This window comes from Clostridium sp. X (assembly GCF_055755365.1).
Genome location: NZ_CM146912.1, coordinates 1,737,686 through 1,755,879 on the forward strand (window position 1 = coordinate 1,737,686; position 18,194 = coordinate 1,755,879).

At 31.3% G+C, this 18,194-nt stretch carries 16 protein-coding genes; 12 read left to right on the plus strand and 4 right to left on the minus strand.

The genetic code is table 11. From position 1 onward, the window contains the following. The first annotated feature begins 8 nt into the window (after positions 1 to 8). The 6 genes from ACX0KU_RS08750 to gap all read left to right on the plus strand — a co-directional run bounded on the left by ACX0KU_RS08750 (position 9) and on the right by gap (position 5,975). A complete protein-coding gene (locus ACX0KU_RS08750; protein WP_472989437.1) occupies positions 9 to 830 on the plus strand; it encodes a Cof-type HAD-IIB family hydrolase in 822 nt (273 codons plus the stop codon). Positions 831 to 905: 75 nt separating this feature from the next. Beyond that, positions 906 to 1,385, plus strand: a complete 480-nt coding sequence (gene trmL, locus ACX0KU_RS08755) for a tRNA (uridine(34)/cytosine(34)/5-carboxymethylaminomethyluridine(34)-2'-O)-methyltransferase TrmL (protein ID WP_472989438.1) — start codon at positions 906 to 908, stop codon at positions 1,383 to 1,385. 10 nt (positions 1,386 to 1,395) lie between these two features. Beyond that, the gene (locus tag ACX0KU_RS08760; protein ID WP_472989439.1) at positions 1,396 to 2,235 is read left to right on the plus strand and encodes a DegV family protein; all 840 of its coding nucleotides are present in this window, start codon (positions 1,396 to 1,398) and stop codon (positions 2,233 to 2,235) included. 64 nt (positions 2,236 to 2,299) lie between these two features. After that, entirely contained in the window at positions 2,300 to 3,685 is a 1,386-nt protein-coding gene (rpoN, locus tag ACX0KU_RS08765) for an RNA polymerase factor sigma-54 (RefSeq protein ID WP_472989440.1), read from the plus strand. A gap of 186 nt (positions 3,686 to 3,871) precedes the next feature. Further along, positions 3,872 to 4,921, plus strand: a complete 1,050-nt coding sequence (locus ACX0KU_RS08770; RefSeq protein WP_472989442.1) for a sugar-binding transcriptional regulator — start codon at positions 3,872 to 3,874, stop codon at positions 4,919 to 4,921. 46 nt (positions 4,922 to 4,967) lie between these two features. Further along, complete coding sequence (gene gap / locus ACX0KU_RS08775; RefSeq protein WP_472989443.1) at positions 4,968 to 5,975, plus strand: type I glyceraldehyde-3-phosphate dehydrogenase; 1,008 nt, start codon at positions 4,968 to 4,970, stop codon at positions 5,973 to 5,975. Positions 5,976 to 6,044: 69 nt separating this feature from the next. On the opposite strand, the gene hydF is transcribed toward gap, so the two are convergent. Genes hydF through ACX0KU_RS08795 form a run of 4 tightly spaced genes read right to left on the minus strand, consistent with a single transcriptional unit; the run spans position 6,045 to position 9,927 of the window. Next, the gene (gene hydF, locus ACX0KU_RS08780; protein WP_472989444.1) at positions 6,045 to 7,235 is read right to left on the minus strand and encodes a [FeFe] hydrogenase H-cluster maturation GTPase HydF; all 1,191 of its coding nucleotides are present in this window, start codon (positions 7,233 to 7,235) and stop codon (positions 6,045 to 6,047) included. A gap of 12 nt (positions 7,236 to 7,247) precedes the next feature. Next, positions 7,248 to 8,624 carry a [FeFe] hydrogenase H-cluster radical SAM maturase HydG gene (gene hydG, locus ACX0KU_RS08785; RefSeq protein ID WP_472989445.1) on the minus strand — a complete coding sequence of 459 codons (1,377 nt, stop codon included), beginning with the start codon at positions 8,622 to 8,624 and terminating at the stop codon, positions 7,248 to 7,250. Position 8,625: 1 nt separating this feature from the next. Continuing rightward, positions 8,626 to 9,672 carry a [FeFe] hydrogenase H-cluster radical SAM maturase HydE gene (hydE, locus tag ACX0KU_RS08790; protein WP_472989446.1) on the minus strand — a complete coding sequence of 349 codons (1,047 nt, stop codon included), beginning with the start codon at positions 9,670 to 9,672 and terminating at the stop codon, positions 8,626 to 8,628. Between the two features lie 3 nt (positions 9,673 to 9,675). After that, positions 9,676 to 9,927: a TM1266 family iron-only hydrogenase system putative regulator gene (locus ACX0KU_RS08795; protein WP_472989447.1), complete on the minus strand. Its 252-nt coding sequence runs from the start codon at positions 9,925 to 9,927 to the stop codon at positions 9,676 to 9,678. A gap of 663 nt (positions 9,928 to 10,590) precedes the next feature. On the opposite strand from ACX0KU_RS08795, the gene ACX0KU_RS08800 reads away from it, so the two are divergent. The 6 genes from ACX0KU_RS08800 to ACX0KU_RS08825 all read left to right on the plus strand — a co-directional run bounded on the left by ACX0KU_RS08800 (position 10,591) and on the right by ACX0KU_RS08825 (position 18,134). Next, positions 10,591 to 11,787, plus strand: a complete 1,197-nt coding sequence (locus ACX0KU_RS08800) for a phosphoglycerate kinase (protein ID WP_472989449.1) — start codon at positions 10,591 to 10,593, stop codon at positions 11,785 to 11,787. Between the two features lie 24 nt (positions 11,788 to 11,811). Beyond that, positions 11,812 to 12,564 carry a triose-phosphate isomerase gene (tpiA, locus tag ACX0KU_RS08805; protein WP_472989450.1) on the plus strand — a complete coding sequence of 251 codons (753 nt, stop codon included), beginning with the start codon at positions 11,812 to 11,814 and terminating at the stop codon, positions 12,562 to 12,564. A gap of 53 nt (positions 12,565 to 12,617) precedes the next feature. Further along, entirely contained in the window at positions 12,618 to 14,153 is a 1,536-nt protein-coding gene (gene gpmI / locus ACX0KU_RS08810; RefSeq protein ID WP_472989451.1) for a 2,3-bisphosphoglycerate-independent phosphoglycerate mutase, read from the plus strand. A gap of 105 nt (positions 14,154 to 14,258) precedes the next feature. Continuing rightward, positions 14,259 to 15,560 (plus strand): phosphopyruvate hydratase, encoded by a 1,302-nt coding sequence (gene eno, locus ACX0KU_RS08815; RefSeq protein ID WP_472989452.1) that lies wholly within the window; start codon positions 14,259 to 14,261, stop codon positions 15,558 to 15,560. A 137-nt stretch (positions 15,561 to 15,697) separates the two neighbouring features. Beyond that, positions 15,698 to 15,925, plus strand: a complete 228-nt coding sequence (gene secG / locus ACX0KU_RS08820) for a preprotein translocase subunit SecG (protein WP_472989453.1) — start codon at positions 15,698 to 15,700, stop codon at positions 15,923 to 15,925. A 190-nt stretch (positions 15,926 to 16,115) separates the two neighbouring features. Beyond that, the gene (locus ACX0KU_RS08825; RefSeq protein ID WP_472989454.1) at positions 16,116 to 18,134 is read left to right on the plus strand and encodes a sodium-translocating pyrophosphatase; all 2,019 of its coding nucleotides are present in this window, start codon (positions 16,116 to 16,118) and stop codon (positions 18,132 to 18,134) included. The last annotated feature ends 60 nt before the right edge of the window (positions 18,135 to 18,194 follow it).

Here is an 18,194-nt window from a genome sequence, read left to right on the forward strand (position 1 = left end):
AGATTCTATTGACGTATAAATTAATTTGTTTAGATATGGATGGAACATTGTTGAATAATAAAAAAGAATTAACAGAAAGGAATAAAGAAGCTATAAAAAAAGCTCATAATAAGGGAATCAGAGTTGCTATATCTACAGGAAGATTATTTACTTCAGCAAAGTATTATGCTGGACTTTTGGAAATAGAGGCGCCTGTTATAGCTGCAAATGGAGCGTATATAAGAGAAAAAGATAGAGATGAAATTATATATGAGTCAGTAATATCTATTGAAGATTGTAAAGCTATATTATCTATAATAGAAAAATACGATTTTAAATTTTACTATAATACTTTTAATACTATAATATCAAAAACACCCTTTCCAAAAGGGTACACTTATCTAGAAATGAATCAAGATTTACCGGAAGAAATGAAAATACAATTATGTGTAAATGAAAATCTAAGGAAAGTATTTGAGGAAAGAGATGGAGAAATACTTAAATGTATTTGTATCAGTAATAATACAGATAGTTTTTCTAAAGCAAGAGATGAAATAAGACAACTTGGTAAATTTGAAGTTGTAAGTTCACTAAGTGATAATTTTGAAATAATGAATAAAGGTATATCTAAAGGAAATGCTGTAGAGATTTTAGCGAATTTTTATGGATTAACAAGAGATGAAGTAATATGTATTGGCGATGGAGAAAATGACTTATCCATGATAGAATATGCAGGAATGGGTATTGCTATGGGAAATGGTGCTAGGTGTGTAAAAGAAGCTGCAAATTATATAACTGATACAAATGAAAATGATGGGGTTGCAAAAGCTATAGAAAAATTTGCTCTATAAGAACTTAATCTTTACCTTATTCTTCAATTAAGGTAATATATTTATTATGTATCACTTGAGAGGGAGGAATAATAAGTGGAATTAAGTAATTTAAATATAGTTTTATTTGAACCAGAAATACCTCAAAATACAGGGAATATTGGAAGAACATGTGTGCTAACCAATTGTAAATTACATTTAATTAAACCCTTAGGATTTACATTAGATGACAAACAAGTAAAAAGAGCAGGTCTTGACTATTGGCCGGAACTTAAATTAGAAATCCACGAGTCTTTTGATGATATGATATCAAAGTATCCAGATGCTAGAGTGTTCTTATCTACTACAAAAGGTACTAAATATCATCACGACCAAGTAAAATATAAAGAAGGAGACTTTATTGTTTTCGGAAAGGAATCCTCAGGATTACCTGATTATATTAGAGACAGGTATGAAGAAAACAGAATTAGAGTTCCAATGGTAAATACAACAACTAGGTCTTTAAATCTTTCAAATACCGTAGCTATAGTAGTTTATGAGGCTTTAAGACAAATAGGATATCCACAAATGGAGTAGGAGTGTAGCTATGGAAAAAATAAAGATAATAACAGATAGTACCTGCGATCTCAATAAAGAAATTATTAAAAAATATGATTTAGAAGTGATTCCTCTAACAGTAAATTTTGGAGAAGAAGAATATTTAGATGGTGTAGAAATAGACATAAAAGAATTTTTAAGAAAAATAAATGAGGAAGATGTTTTTCCAACAACCGCTGGAGTTAATCCTCAAAGATTTTATGAAGTATATAAAAAGTATTTAGATGAGGGATATAAGATTATATCAATTCATCTTTCGTCTAAAATGAGTGGTACATATCAGTCAGCATGTATTGCTAAAGAGATGACAGATAGTGATGATATAATTGTAATAGATAGTTTAAATGTAACAGCAGGACTAGGTGTTGTTGTAATAAAGGCAGCTGAACTTAGGAATGAAGGTCTTAGTATAGAGGAAATTGAAACAAATATTATAAGTATCATACCGCATGTTAAAAGTGCTTATGCATTTGTAAGTTTAGATAACTTAGTTAAGGGAGGAAGACTCTCAAAAACGGCAGCCACAATAGGAGGGTTTTTAAATATAACTCTTATATTAGGTGTAATTAATGGTAAAATGGAACTTATAGATAAAGTAAGAGGAACTAAAAAAGCTATAAAAACAATTTTGAATTATTTAGATAGCAATAATCTTGATAATACAGAAACAAGTATATTGCTTCATATTTATAATGAAGATATATTTCCGGTGTTACAAAGAGAACTTACAGAAAGAACAATTAATTATATAGAATGTGAAGCAGGATGTGTAGTAGGGACTCACTCGGGTCCTAATGCATGTGGTATAGCATATATAGAGAAAGTTTAATTAAAATTGTTTTTATGTTTAAATTTATGTACATAAGTATGTACAAAGTGGTGATAAAATGAAGATGGAATTCAAATTAAACTTAACTCAAGAACAAAAGTTAATTATGACTCAACAAATGCAATTATCTGTGAAGTTACTTCAAATGTCAAATTTAGAAATTCAAAAATATATAGAAAAAGAACTTCAAGAAAATCCTGTACTAGATGCGGAGTATAATAAAAAAAATGACGAAAATGCAGAAAAAATAGAAGATAAAATAAAAGATGAAATTGATTATAAGGCATTATTAAAACATCTTGAATTTGATGACTATGGTAATGGGGCTTATTATAATAAGAATGATGAGGATGTATCACCATTAAATTTTATAATTGCTAAAAAGTCTTTAAAAGAATTTTTGTTTGAACAAATAATAGAATTAAGTGAAAATATGCAAATAAAATCTGTTTGCAAGTATTTAATAGAAAATATAGATAACAGAGGATATTTAAGTAACAGTATTGAAGATATACAAAAAGAACTAGGTATAGCCTCATCGCTATCAAAGAAGGCATTAAAGATTTTACAAAGTTTAGAGCCACATGGAATAGGGGCTAGGAATATAGAAGAATGTCTAAAAATCCAGCTTCATTTAAAAGGAATTAAGGATAAAAATATTTATGAGATTGTAGATAAATATCTAGAGCTTATAGCAGAAAATAAATACAATATTATATCAAAAAGTTTAAACATAAGTATAAGTCAAGCTCAAGATTACGGTGATATTATAAAGTCTCTTGAACCCAAACCATCTCGAGGCTTCTATACAGGAGAAGAAACCTGGTATATAGTTCCAGAAGCCTATATAAAGAAAATAGATGGAGAAGTTTGTATTTTTATGAATGATGATTCTATTCCTGTATTAAGAATAAATCAACTGTATAGGCAAATTATTAATAATGAGAAAGATAAGGATACAATAAGATTTGTAAAAGATAAATTAAATAGTGCTATATTTTTAATGAAAAGTATTGCACAAAGAGAAACTACAATATACAATATTTTGAAAAAAATTGTAGAAGTACAGAAAGATTATTTTAATTTAGGGGATGAATATCTTAAGCCTATGACTTTGAAAGAGATAGCAGATGATTTAGAGATACATGAGTCTACTGTAAGTAGAGCTATAAGGGAAAAATATATTCATACAGATAAAGGAACAATAAAAATTAAGGACTTATTTACAACGGGGATATCAAGAAACGACAATTTTGAGGATATATCAACTAGAATAATAAAAAAAGAAATAAATGACTTAATTGACAAAGAAGATAAAAGTAAACCATTGTCAGATCAGAAAATCTGCGACTTACTAAAGGATATTAACATAGAAATATCTAGAAGAACTGTTGCTAAGTATAGAGAAGAGATTGGAATAAAATCATCAAGTAAACGAAAACGGTTTTAAAAAAACGTATTATAGGAATACTAAGAGAGAGGAATAATTCTCTCTTATTTTTTTGAATATTAAAAAAATGTCCATAATTTTCTTATTTTTCATAAAAACTCTTTTAAAACAAATATATCTGAATTATAATAAGAGTGGGACTATAAATTAATATATGGGACTATTTTAGTCCAAAGAGGTGATTCTTTGAATTATGCTTTAGAAGCTCAGAAGAAAATTGTTCCTGAATTATTAGAATTACTAGATAAAAGATACAGTATCTTAACAACAATATATTATAATCAACCTATCGGTAGAAGAATGCTATCAAGTTATCTAGCAATTGGAGAGAGAATTGTAAGAACGGAATTAGATTTTCTAAAGAAGCAAGGTTTAATAGATATTAATTCTGATGGCACAAAAGTAACAAATGAAGGTAAAGAAGTTTTAAATGACTTAAAAGGATTTATTCATGATTTAAGAGGATTATGCAAATTGGAAGAAATTATAAAAAAAGAATTAAATTTGAAGGATATTATTATTGTACCAGGAGATGTTGATGAAAAGGGTCTTGTCCTAGAAGAAATGGGGAAGAGCGCAGCGAATTTTCTAAAAAGTATGCTAAAAGATAAGATTATAATAGCCTTAACTGGAGGATTAAGTATAAAAAAAATAGTTGACAATATGGTAAAAATAAACGATTATAAAGATGTGCTAATTGTTCCAGCAAGGGGAGGACTTGGAAGAAATGTGGAGATTCAAGCTAATACTTTAGCTGCAAAACTTGCTGAAAAACTATCTGCTGATTATAAGATGTTGCAACTTATTGATAACGTAGATTATGCAGAAATATTTGAAATTTTGAATGAAGAAAGCATTAAAGAAGTGGTAGAGAGCATACATAAAGCTAATATTTTAATATATGGTATTGGAAAAGCTGAGGAGATGGCATTAAAAAGAAAGCTAAAGGAAGAAGAAATACGTAAGCTTAAAGATAATAATGCAGTAGGAGAAGCTTTTGGATGTTATTTTAATCCTCATGGAGAAATAGTTTTTTCTACTCCCACCGCAGGAATAAAGAGCCAGGATACAAAAAAGATAAAAAAACTAATAGCTATAGCTGGAGGAAAAAGTAAGGCTAAGGCTATTATATCAGTTCAAAGGTATAATACTAATAATATTCTTATAACAGACGAAGGTGCTGCTAGAGAAATTATAAATATTATAAAAAAAGAGAAGACTACTACGGATAGCTAAGGACTATAAAAATAGTTTAAATATTTATTTTTAGGAGGTAATCTAAATGAAAAAAGTGGCAATTAATGGATTTGGAAGAATAGGGAGAAATGTATTCAAAGCACTAGTGAACAATTACAGTGAGGATTTACAAATAGTTGCAATTAATGATTTAACAGACCCAGCTACATTAGCTCATCTATTAAAGTATGATTCATTATATGGAATATTTAATGGAGACATACAAGCAAAGGAAAAATCTATAGTAGTAAATGGAAATGAAATAAAAATATTTGCTGAAAGAAGCCCTAAAGATATAGACTGGAGCAGCACTGGAGCAGAAATTGTTCTAGAATGTACAGGAATATTCACTGATGCAGATAAGGCAAAAGATCACATACAAGGAACTGTTAAAAAAGTACTTATATCAGCACCAGCTAAAGGTGAAGATATTACAATAGTTATGGGAGTTAATGAAGATAAGTATGATGCAACAAATCACAATATAATATCAAACGCTTCATGTACAACAAACTGTTTAGCACCATTTGCTAAGGTTCTTCATGAGGAATTTGGAATAGTAGAAGGATTAATGACTACAATTCACTCATATACAGGAGACCAAAGATTACTTGATGCTCCGCATAAAGATTTAAGAAGAGCAAGAGCAGCAGCTGAATCAATGGTTCCTACAACTACAGGAGCTGCTAAAGCAGTTGCATTAGTATTACCAGAATTAAAAGGAAAATTAAATGGATTCTCTATGAGAGTACCAACACCAACAGTTTCTGTAACTGATCTTGTATGTACTCTATCAAAAGATGTTACTGTAGAATCAGTTAATGCAGCGTTCAAGAATGCAGCAGAAGGAAAATTAAAAGGAATTTTAGGATACAGTGAAGAGCCACTAGTATCAATTGATTACAGAGGAGACGAGAGATCTTCTATAATTGATGCATTATCAACTATGGTTATAGGACCAAGAATGGTTAAGGTTATTTCTTGGTATGACAATGAATCAGGATATTCAAACAGACTTGCTGATTTAGCTAAGTACGTTGCAGATAGATTATAATTATTAGTATTCTAATAGTAAAAGCATTGTTTTGACAAATTGTCAAAACAATGCTTTTTTATAGTTAGGTTATATATTAAATATATCTAGAGATCTATCTAGGATTCCTGTAAGAAATGCTAGGAGAACTCCATAGTTTACAATGGGGACCTTGTTTCTTTCGCATATATCTATTCTTGTTTGAACTGTTTTTTTATTTACCATACATGCCCCACAGTGAATTACTAAATCATATTTTTCAATATCCTCTGGAAAATCAGGACCCATCTTAAATTCATAGTTAAGTTCTTTTCCTACATGTTTGTTTATTAATTTAGGTATTTTAACTCTTCCAATATCTTCGTGAGAAGTGTTATGAGTACAGCTTTCAGATATTAAAATCTTAGAGTTTTCATCTAAATCTTTTATTTTTGATATTCCCTTAGTGAAGGATTTTAAGTCTCCCTTATGTCTTGCGAACAGTATAGAAAAGCTAGTTAGTTTTATATTCTTAGGTACAAGTTCACTTACTTTTTTAAAAGCTTGGGAGTCTGTTACCACTAAATCAATATCTTTAATATCTTGTAGGGCATATTCAAGTTCTGTATCTCTCACCACATAACTCTTTATTCCATGATCTAAGCAATCGCGTATAAGCTGGACTTGAGGAAGGATAAGTCTTCCTTTTGGAGCTTCAGAATCTACGGGTACTACCATAATAACCTTTCCGTTATAAGGAACTAAATCCCCTAATATGGTTTCTTCTTTATCATCTTCTTTAAGTCTTTTAATTAGTTCATCTTTTAAGAAGAGTATATTTTCTTCTTCTTTTGCAGAAACAAAAACAGCATTATCAAATTTCTGTTTAGCTAGATTTATAGTTTTCTCCTCAGCTGTATCAACTTTATTTATGACAATCATATAAGATATCCCATGTTTCTTAAAATTATCCACAGTTTCTTTATAATTATCCTCATCTATATCATTTATATCCACAACGTAAATAGCGAAATCTATCTTTTGAAGAGTTTTAAGACTTCTTTTTACTCTAAGTTCGCCAAGTTCACTGACATCATCAAGACCAGCTGTATCTATAAAAAGAACAGGGCCAAAGGGGATAAGTTCCATAGCTTTACTTACAGGATCTGTAGTAGTTCCTTTGATTTCAGATACTAAGGAAATATCTTGCCCTATAATTGCATTTAATAAGGATGATTTACCGGAATTAGTTTTACCATAGATTCCAATATGTGTTCTATTAGCATTTGGTGTAGTATTCATATTACCTCCTATTTATATATATAAATCTCTTTCGCCATTTTTAATTTTTTCTATATTATCCGATGTTAAGTTTCTAATATCTTCTCTTTGAATCTTTTTTAATTCTTCTTGAATTAAGGCTTCACCTTTTTTATAAAGTTCTTCATCACTATAATCCATTAAAAATTCCATTAATGTCATAAGGGCGTTTGGAGTACATACATTTTGAATTTGTCCTGATTTTGCAAGACTCATAAATCTATCACCAGTTCTGCCTTTTCTATAACATGCTGTACAATAACTTGGTATATATTTGCTATCTATTAGTTCTTTTAAAACTTCCATAGGAGTTCTGTTATCACCCTTTTCAAATTGACCTATATTATTTCCATTTTGACTTTCTCTGTACCCACCAACCCCTACACTAGAGCCAGCACTAAATTGAGAAACTCCATATTTTATAACTTCTCTTCTCATTTCTGCTGTCTCTCTTGTAGACATAATAATACCTGTAAAAGGTACAGCTATACGAATGATTGCTACAAGCTTTTTAAAGAGTTCGTCGGTTACTAGATGTGGAAATTGATTTAAATCATTACCTTCAGCTTTTTTTAGTCTTGGCATAGATATTGTATGAAAACCAACACCGAATTTTTTCTCGAGATGTTCGTTGTGAAGCATTAGACCTAGAACTTCAAATTTAGGATCAGCAAGTCCGAAGAGTACTCCTGCCCCTACATCATCAATGCCACCTGTAATAGCTCTATCAAAGGCAGTTAAATGATATTCATAATCTCCTTTTATGCTATTAGGATGCATTTTTTCATAAGTTGGCTTATGGTAGGTTTCCTGAAATAGTATATAAGTTCCTATCTTCGCTTCTTTTAACTTTTTATAATTTTCAACAGTAGTAGCTGCAATATTTACGTTTATTCGTCGAATTACGCCATTATCATTTTGAGCACTATATACATCATCTATACAATCTAGTATATAATCAATATTGCAATTTACAGGATCTTCTCCTGCCTCTAATGCAAGTCTTTTATGTCCCATCTTCTCAAGGATTTTAACTTCTTCTTGGATTTCTTCTCTTGTTAGTTTTCGTCTAGGAAAAGTATTATTTTTCTTATATCCGCAGTATACACAGTTATTTTCGCAGTAATCACTTACATAAAGGGGAGCAAACATAACAATTCTATTTCCGTAGATAGATTTTTTTATATCACCTGCTATTGTGTACATTTCCTCTAATTGGTCTTTATCTTCAACTTGAAGAAGTGTTGCTATATCCTTATGGGATAATCCTTTTTTTTCTTTAGCTTTATCTAAAACTTCTTGTACCTCTAATTTTTTAGCATTTTTAGCTTCATTTAATAAACTATATATATATTCGTGATCAATAAACATATCATTTTCTCCTCCATAACTTATTATCTCCTCTAGACATCTCAAGAGAAAAACCAGCACTTTTTATTCTACCTTCAATACACATTCTGCATTCGGCAGCTTCATCACCTGTACAGATTTTTCCATCATATAAAGCATACTTTGACCTAACCTCTGTAGGAGATAAATTTGGCATTACTACGTTTGCACCTGCTTTTAAGCCTTTTTCTCGTCCAAGTGGGTCTATACTTCCAAGGGCAGTAGTGGCAGGAAGCAAAACCTCAGGTAGTAGTAATCTAATAAGAGCTAGTAAGACTATAGTATCCTCAACTGTTCCCCCTTCCTCTTTTCCAAGGGGAGTATATTTTTGAGGTATAAATGGTCCTATTCCTACCATTTCAGGTTGAAGTTCTTTTAGGAAGAGGAGGTCATTAACGTAGTCAGCATTACTCTGTCCAGGGAGGCCTACCATAAATCCAGCTCCAACTTGATATCCAATATTCTTTAAATCTTTTAGGCATCTTATTCTATTTTCGAAACTCATGCCAGGATGTAATTTTTCATACAACTCTTTAGTTGCAGTTTCATGTCTTAAAAGATATCTATCTGTACCAGCATCATAATACTTTTTATAAGATTCATAGGACTTTTCGCCTATGGAAAGAGTTATAGCACAATCGGGAAATTTAGACTTTATCATTTCTACTATTTCAACAATTTTCTCATCAGTATAATAACTATCTTCTCCACCTTGAAGAACAAAAGTCTTATATCCTAACATATACCCCTCTTCACAAGCACTTAAAATTTCATTTAAAGATAATCTATATCTATCAGCATTTTTATTTGAAGTTCTAATACCGCAATAAATACAGTTCTTATTACAGTAATTAGTAAATTCGATAAGACCTCTAGGGTATACTACATTCCCATAGTGCTTAACTCTAGTTTCATGAGATTTAATTAGTAAATAGTCTTTATCATCCTTACTCATACCATTAAGTAAGTGGAGAAGTTCTTGTCTCTCTAAGTAATTGTCTTTGTATAATTTATCAATTAAATTTTTCATAGCTTATATCTCTTTTTTGGATATTGATGTTTTAACTGTAACATGGTCAATATTACCCAGTTTTCCTGTAAGACTATTTATTTCATCTAAACTTCCAACTACAGTAATACATATTACGGCTATTCCGTTTTCTTCAAAAGGAATACCCATTCTACCCTTAATAATACCTTTAAAAGAAGAGACAACTTCATTGAATTCTTGTTGACATTGTTTTGGTTCTTCTAAGATAGCACTTATTACACCAATCTTTTTCACTATATTTCCTCCTTAAATAACAAATATATAATTATTAACTTACTAATCGTATTTAGACATAGGTTTTAAAAATAAAAAAACTTTCCTAAATGGGAAAGTTTAATTTACATAACAGAAAGACTTTGATATTTTCAAAGCCATAGATATGTTTATAAATTATAGTTCCTTTTAGATTAGAATACTCTTTTCTATTAGGTTAGTATTTGCATAAACAAATAATTAAAGACTACTCTCTAAGTATTTGAAATTTAGCTTTTCTTATTAAGTATATTGTATTAATTATAGTATATGAATGTCAATAAAACAGTTAAGATTATTCATAAAATCAATTTTTTATTAAATAACTATTTAAATTTATGGAAATTTATACTATAATAAAGTGGGACTCTGAAAATATATAAGGGACTTAAAAAGACCCCCCACTAATATCTAGTAATCATAATAAATAAATTAAAAACGGTGTACAATAATAAACATGAGGCTAGGCTGAAATATTAAAAACTTTAATTAGAGTAGAAGTTAGGCAACTACATAGATTAAGCAAAATTTAAACTTATAATAAAATATTCTAGTTTGCCAAATATTTTGATATTATTCCAATTTAGTATTATAATGATTTAGTATGCTTTGATTTATACTTTAAATTATGAAGGGAGTATAATTATGAAATTAAATAAGAAAACTGTTGAGGAAGTACAATTAGAAGGTAAGAGAGTACTAGTTAGATGTGATTTTAATGTACCACTTAAAGATGCAGTAATAACAGATGAGAATAGATTAGTAGGAGCAATGCCTACAATTAAATATTTAATAGAACAAGGAGCAAAAGTTATTCTTTGTTCGCATCTTGGTAAGCCAAAGGGAGAAGCAAAACCTGAATTATCTTTAGCACCTGTAGCTAAGAGACTTTCACAAATGTTAAATAAAGAGGTAGTATTTGCAGCAGATAGTAATGTAATTGGAGAAGAAGCTAAAAATGCTATATCAAAGATGAATAATGGAGATGTAGTTTTATTAGAAAATACAAGATATAGAAAAGAAGAAACTAAAAATGAAGAAAACTTTTCAAGAGAACTTGCATCTATAGCAGAAATATTTGTAAATGATGCTTTTGGAACAGCCCATAGAGCACACTGTTCAACTGTTGGTGTAGCAAGTTTTGTAGAAGAAGCAGTTTGCGGATATTTAATTCAAAAGGAATTACAGTTCCTTGGTGAGGCAGTAGAAAATCCAGAAAGACCTTTCGTTGCAATCCTTGGAGGAGCAAAGGTATCAGATAAATTAGGAGTTATAAATAATCTATTAGATAAAGTAGATACTCTAATAATTGGTGGAGGAATGGCTTACACATTTTTAAAAGCTTTAGGTCATGAAATAGGTAAGTCACTTCTAGAAGAAGATAAGATAGACTATGCTAAAGAAATGATGAGTAAAGCAGAAGAAAAGGGAGTAAAAATATTACTGCCTATTGATGTAATATATGCTGATAGATTTGATGAAAATGCAGAGCCAAAAACATCAGAAGGAAGAGATATTCCATCAGATCATCAAGGATTAGATATAGGACCAAAGAGTGCAGAACTATTTAGTGATGCAATTAAAGAAGCTAAAACAGTAATATGGAATGGTCCTATGGGAGTATTTGAATTTGCAAACTTTGCAAAAGGAACTATAGCTGTAGCTAAAGCTATGTCAGAGGTAAATGCAACTACCATAATAGGTGGAGGAGATAGTGCAGCAGCAGTAAATATACTGGGCTTTGGAGATAAAATGACTCATATATCAACAGGTGGTGGAGCATCACTTGAATTCCTAGAAGGAAAAGAATTACCAGGAATTACAGCACTTAAAGATAGATAATAAGTGGAAGATGGAGGAGTAAATATGAGAAAAGCTATTATTGCAGGGAACTGGAAAATGAATAATACTATGGATGAAGCAACTAAACTTGTAAATGAGTTAAAACCATTAGTTGCTGATGCTACTTGTGAAGTAGTAGTTTGTCCACCAGCTATATATTTAGATTTAGTAAAGAAAGCTACAGAAGGAACAAACATAATGGTTGGGGCTCAAAATATGCACTTTGAAGAGAGTGGAGCTTTTACTGGAGAGATTTCCCCAGTTATGCTAAAAGAAATGGGAATTCAATATGTTATTTTAGGCCATAGTGAAAGAAGACAATACTTTGGAGAAAATGATCAAGACTTAAATAAAAAGATGAAAAAGGCTTTTGAATACAATCTAATTCCAATACTTTGTGTTGGAGAAACACTTGAAGAAAGAGAAGCAAATATAACTGAAGAAGTACTAGCAAAGCAAGTAAAGCTTGATTTAGCAGGACTTGAAAAAGAGAAAGTAGAAAAATCGGTTATAGCTTATGAGCCGATATGGGCAATAGGAACAGGAAAAACAGCTACAGCAGAACAAGCAGATGAAACTATAGGATTTATAAGAAGTATTGTAGGAAAAATGTTTGGTTCTGATACTGCTGAAAAGATAAGAATCCAATATGGTGGTTCTGTTAAACCTTCAACTATAAAGGAACAAATGGGTAAAACTAATATAGATGGAGGACTCATAGGAGGAGCTGCACTTAAAGCAGAAGAGTTTGCTGCAATAGTAAATTATGATAAGTAAATAAGAATTTTACTTTGTAAAATTCTTATTTGCAGACTTTTGGGGGTGAAAAAATGGGCAAAAAACCTGTAATGCTAGCTATTTTGGATGGTTTTGGTATATCGGACCATGATGACGGAAATGCTGTTAAATTAGCTAGTAAACCTAATTATGATAGACTCTCAAGCACTTATCCATATACTACAATAGGTGGAAGTGGATTATCTGTGGGACTTCCAGATGGACAAATGGGAAACTCAGAGGTAGGACATTTGAACATAGGAGCGGGAAGAATAATATATCAAGCTTTAACTAGAATAACAAAGGCTATAATGGACGGAGAGTTATCACAAAATGAAACTCTATTAAAAGCTATTAATAATGTTAAACTAAATAATTCATCGCTACATCTTTTAGGACTATTATCAGATGGAGGAGTACATTCACACATAGACCATTTAAAAGGTTTGATTTCTTTTGCTGCTGAGCAGGGAATAAGAAAAGTGTATGTACATGCATTTTTAGATGGAAGAGATACACCGCCAGACTCTGCTCCAAGCTATATAGAAGAGTTAGAAAGCTATATGCATGAGCTAGGTGTTGGTAGTATTGCTACCCTATCAGGAAGATACTATGCTATGGATAGAGATAATAGGTGGGAAAGAACTCAGTTAGCCTATGAAGCAATGGTATTAGGTAAAGGTGAAAATGAAGTAAGTGCAAAAGAGGCTGTACAAAGATCTTATCACGATAATAAAACAGATGAATTTGTACTTCCAACTGTAATATTAAATGGTGATAAGCCTACAGCAACAATAAAGGATAGTGATTCTGTTATATTCTTCAATTTTAGACCAGATAGAGCAAGACAAATGACTAGAGCGATAAATGACAAAGCATTTGAAGGTTTTAAAAGAGAAAATCTAGATTTAACATTTATAACATTAACTGAGTATGACAAGACTCTAGAAAATGTTCATGTTACTTTTGGTCCAACCTCATATAAAAACACCTTAGGTGAATATTTAGCTGGACTTGGCAAAAAACAGTTAAGAATAGCAGAAACAGAAAAATATGCTCATGTAACTTTCTTTTTTAATGGAGGAATAGAGGAACCTTATGCTAATGAAGATAGAGTTTTAATACCTTCACCAAAGGTTGCAACCTATGATCTAAAGCCAGAAATGAGTGCCTATGAAATGACTGAAGAAGTAATAAATAGAATAGATTCTGATGTATATGATACTATTATACTGAACTTTGCAAATCCAGATATGGTGGGCCACACAGGAGTTGTAGAAGCAGCTGTTAAAGCTATTGAGACTGTGGATGAATGTTTAGGAAAGATTGTGGATAAAATACTAGAGGGAAATGGCTCAATATTTATAACTTCTGACCACGGTAATTCTGAACAAATGATAGATTATTCCACAGGTGGACCTATGACAGCTCATACTATAAATGCAGTTCCATTTATATATGTATCAAAAGATACAGAAGGAAAAGAGTTGAGAGAGGGAGGAGTCCTTGCGGATATTGCTCCAACAATACTTGAAGAAATGGGATTAGAAATTCCAAAGGAAATGACAGGAAGAACTCTATTTAGATAATTTTATGAGTTTAACTTTAAAATTAAGGTATATCAGTAGATAACTGTTTTGATTATGTTATCTACTACATATAAATTCAATGTGATTTTTAGGAGGAGATTTTTAATGAAGACTTTTGTAGAAATAGTAGACGTGTATGCTAGACAAATACTAGATTCAAGAGGAAATCCAACAGTAGAAGTGGAAGTAGAACTCGAAGATGGTACAGTAGGTAGAGCAGCAGTTCCATCTGGAGCATCAACTGGAATATTTGAAGCAGTAGAATTAAGAGATGGTGATAAATCAGTTTATTTAGGAAAAGGCGTTCAAAATGCAGTAGATAATGTAAATGACTTAATAGCTGAAGAGTTAGTAGGAATGAATGCATTTGATCAAGTTGCTATTGATAAAGTTATGATAGAACTTGATGGTACAGAAAACAAAAGTAAGCTTGGAGCAAATGCAATGCTTGGAGTATCCCTTGCTTGTGCAAGAGCTGCTGCTGATTATTTAGGAATTAGTATCTATCAATACATAGGTGGAGTAAATGCTAAAGTTCTTCCAGTTCCTATGATGAATATATTAAATGGTGGTTCTCATGCTGATAATAACGTAGACTTACAAGAATTTATGATAATGCCAGTAGGAGCTGAATCTTTCTCAGAAGCTTTAAGAATGTGTGCAGAAATATATCATACATTAAAAACTATATTAAAAGACAAAGGCTTATCAACTGGTGTAGGTGATGAAGGTGGATTTGCACCAAACCTAAATAGCAACGAAGAAGCTATCCAAATTATATTAGAAGCAGTTGAAAAAGCAGGATATAAAGCAGGAGAGCAAATATTTATAGCGTTAGACCCAGCATCTTCTGAATTCTATAACTCTGAAACTAAGATGTATGAATTAAAGGGAGAAGGAAGAACTTTAACACCAGCTGAGATGGTTGACTACTATGCTAACTTAGCAGAAAAGTATCCAATAATCTCTATTGAAGATGGTATGGCTGAAGAAGATTGGGAAGGCTGGAAGTTAATAACTGATAAATTAGGTAAAAAAGTTCAGTTAGTTGGAGATGATTTATTCGTTACTAACACTGAAAGACTTTCAATGGGAATTGAAAGAGGAGTTGGTAATTCAATTCTTATCAAGCTTAACCAAATAGGAACATTAACTGAAACTTTAAATACAATAGAAATGGCAGCAAGAGCTGGATATACTGCAGTAGTATCACACAGATCAGGAGAAACAGAAGATACTACAATATCTGATTTAGTTGTTGCAGTTAATGCAGGACAAATCAAAACAGGAGCACCAGCAAGAAGCGAAAGAGTTGCTAAGTACAATCAATTATTAAGAATTGAAGAAGAGTTAAATGGTATGGGAGAATATAGAGGAATTAATACATTCTTCAATATAAAAAGATAGTAAATTAAATTTAAATTCAATAAAAGCCTGCAATTATTAAGTTGCAGGCTTTTATTGTAATTACATAATGCATATGATAAAATATTTATAATGAAGTAAACGTGTGATGAAACATAAAACATTGGAGGTGCATTTTTTTGATTAGAGCTTTACAAATCGTTCAGATAATAATAGCAGTTGCGCTTATAGTTACTATATTAAAACAGCCAGGAAAAGCGGACGGATTTAATTTAATATCTTCTAGTGGAGAAACCTTTTATTCAAAAAATAAGACTAAAACTTACGAAGCTTTCTTATCTAAGTTAACAGTTTTTTTAGCTGTAGGTTTTGCAATTATAACATCGCTTTTAACTATACTAAGATAGTACATATATATAATTTAAAAGAGTATACTAGAATGTAGAAAGACGTATAGATCCGATAAAGGTATTTGTGCGGCTTTTTTTTTACATAAATTTATACTAAACTTTAAGTTAAGCTAATAGAATATAAATAAGCCTGTTACAATACGGGTTCATTTAAAAAAAATTATCTATATGCAGAGGAGGGTAAAAAATGAATTTATATTTGCCAATAATATGTGGGGTTTTAGCACTAATTTTTGCATTTGTATTAAGTCTAAGTATTACTAAAGAAGATGCAGGAAATGCAAGAATGAAAGAAATAGCAGGGTACATTCATGAAGGAGCCATGGCTTTTTTAATGAGGGAATACAAGTACTTAACAGCCTTTATAATAGCTGTAGCAGTTATTATACTTATAGCTATTGATTATAAAACAGCTATATGTTTTGTTTTTGGAGCTTTATTTTCTATTCTAGCAGGTTACTTTGGAATGACTGTAGCAACTAAAGCAAATGTAAGAACAGCTCAAGCAGCACATCATGGACAAAGTAAAGCTTTGAAAATTGCATTTTCAGGTGGAGCTGTTATGGGAATGTGTGTTGTAGGACTAGGTGTATTAGGACTTACAATACTATATATGATTTTCGGAGATGAGATTAGTATTATAACTGGCTTTGGACTAGGAGCAAGTTCTATAGCCCTTTTTGCTCGTGTAGGTGGAGGAATTTACACAAAGGCAGCAGACGTTGGAGCAGACCTTGTTGGAAAGGTTGAGGCAGGAATACCAGAAGATGACCCAAGAAATCCAGCAGTTATTGCAGACAATGTTGGAGATAATGTTGGAGATGTTGCTGGAATGGGTGCAGACTTATTTGAATCTTATGTCGGTTCTATAATATCAGCTCTTACTTTAGGATTCTTTTTATTCACAGGTGAAAAGGGAAAAATTGCTTTCCCACTTATTTTATCAGCTATTGGAATAGTGGCATCTATAATAGGAGCAGTATTTGCAAGAAATAGTAAAAATGATAATCCTCAAAAGGCATTAAATACAGGAACATATATAGGTGGAATACTCGTAATTATAGGATCAGTAGTATTAAGTAAACAGACATTTGGAGATTATAAGGCTTTTGGAGCTATACTATCAGGTTTAATAGTAGGAATAGTAATTGGTAAAATTACAGAAATTTATACTGCAGATGAATATAAACATGTAAAGAGAATCGCAAAACAATCTGAAACAGGGGCAGCTACAACTATAATTTCAGGTTTTGCTACTGGTATGTATTCAACTATGTTACCTATATTATGTATATCAGTTGGAGTATTATTTTCCTTCTATATAATGGGTGGAGCAAGTAATATTAATATGGGGCTTTATGGAATATCTCTTGCAGCAGTTGGAATGTTATCAACTACTGGACTTACAGTAGCAGTTGATGCCTATGGCCCTATTGCAGATAATGCTGGTGGTATTGCTGAAATGTCTGGATTAGATCCAAGTGTTAGAAAAGTAACAGATAAACTAGATTCAGTTGGAAACACTACAGCAGCTATTGGAAAAGGATTTGCTATAGGTTCAGCAGCACTTACAGCATTAGCACTATTTGCATCTTATGCACAAGCAACTAATCTTACTGCAATCAACCTTTTAACACCTGTTACTTTAGTTGGTGTTTTAATAGGAGCGATGTTACCTTTCCTATTTGGAGCACTAACTATGGAATCAGTAGGAAAGGCTGCAAATGAAATGATTGAAGAGGTAAGACGTCAGTTTAAGACTATACCTGGAATTATGGAAGGCACAGGAAAGCCGGATTATAAAAAATGTGTTGATATATCAACAACAGCAGCATTAAAGGAAATGATGATTCCTGGAGTACTTGCAATAGTTGCACCGCTTGCAGTAGGAATGCTTCTAGGAGCTGAAGCTTTAGGAGGGCTTATTGGTGGAGCTGTAGCTTCTGGAGTTCTTATGGCTATAATGATGGCTAATGCTGGTGGAGCATGGGATAATGCTAAAAAGTACATTGAAGGTGGAGCTCATGGTGGAAAAGGTAGCGATGCTCATAAAGCAGCAGTAGTTGGAGATACAGTAGGAGATCCGTTCAAGGATACATCAGGTCCAGCTATGAATATTTTAATAAAATTAATGACTATAGTATCATTAGTATTTGCAACAGTTATAGCAAATAATGGTGGAATACTATTAAATCTTTTTAAATAGATAAGACATCAACTTTTCTAGGAAGTTTCATTAATATATTTTAATAAGCTAAAGGATATG

Coding starts and splice junctions, on each gene's coding strand:
- gap (WP_472989443.1), top strand. CDS start 4,968: ATGAAAAAAGTGGCAATTAATGGATTTGGAAGAATAGGGAGAAATGTA.
- gpmI (WP_472989451.1), top strand. CDS start 12,618: ATGGGCAAAAAACCTGTAATGCTAGCTATTTTGGATGGTTTTGGTATA.
- hydG (WP_472989445.1), bottom strand. CDS start 8,624: ATGTTTATTGATCACGAATATATATATAGTTTATTAAATGAAGCTAAA.
- eno (WP_472989452.1), top strand. CDS start 14,259: ATGAAGACTTTTGTAGAAATAGTAGACGTGTATGCTAGACAAATACTA.
- tpiA (WP_472989450.1), top strand. CDS start 11,812: ATGAGAAAAGCTATTATTGCAGGGAACTGGAAAATGAATAATACTATG.
- ACX0KU_RS08760 (WP_472989439.1), top strand. CDS start 1,396: ATGGAAAAAATAAAGATAATAACAGATAGTACCTGCGATCTCAATAAA.
- hydE (WP_472989446.1), bottom strand. CDS start 9,672: ATGAAAAATTTAATTGATAAATTATACAAAGACAATTACTTAGAGAGA.
- hydF (WP_472989444.1), bottom strand. CDS start 7,235: ATGAATACTACACCAAATGCTAATAGAACACATATTGGAATCTATGGT.
- rpoN (WP_472989440.1), top strand. CDS start 2,300: ATGGAATTCAAATTAAACTTAACTCAAGAACAAAAGTTAATTATGACT.
- ACX0KU_RS08800 (WP_472989449.1), top strand. CDS start 10,591: ATGAAATTAAATAAGAAAACTGTTGAGGAAGTACAATTAGAAGGTAAG.
- ACX0KU_RS08825 (WP_472989454.1), top strand. CDS start 16,116: ATGAATTTATATTTGCCAATAATATGTGGGGTTTTAGCACTAATTTTT.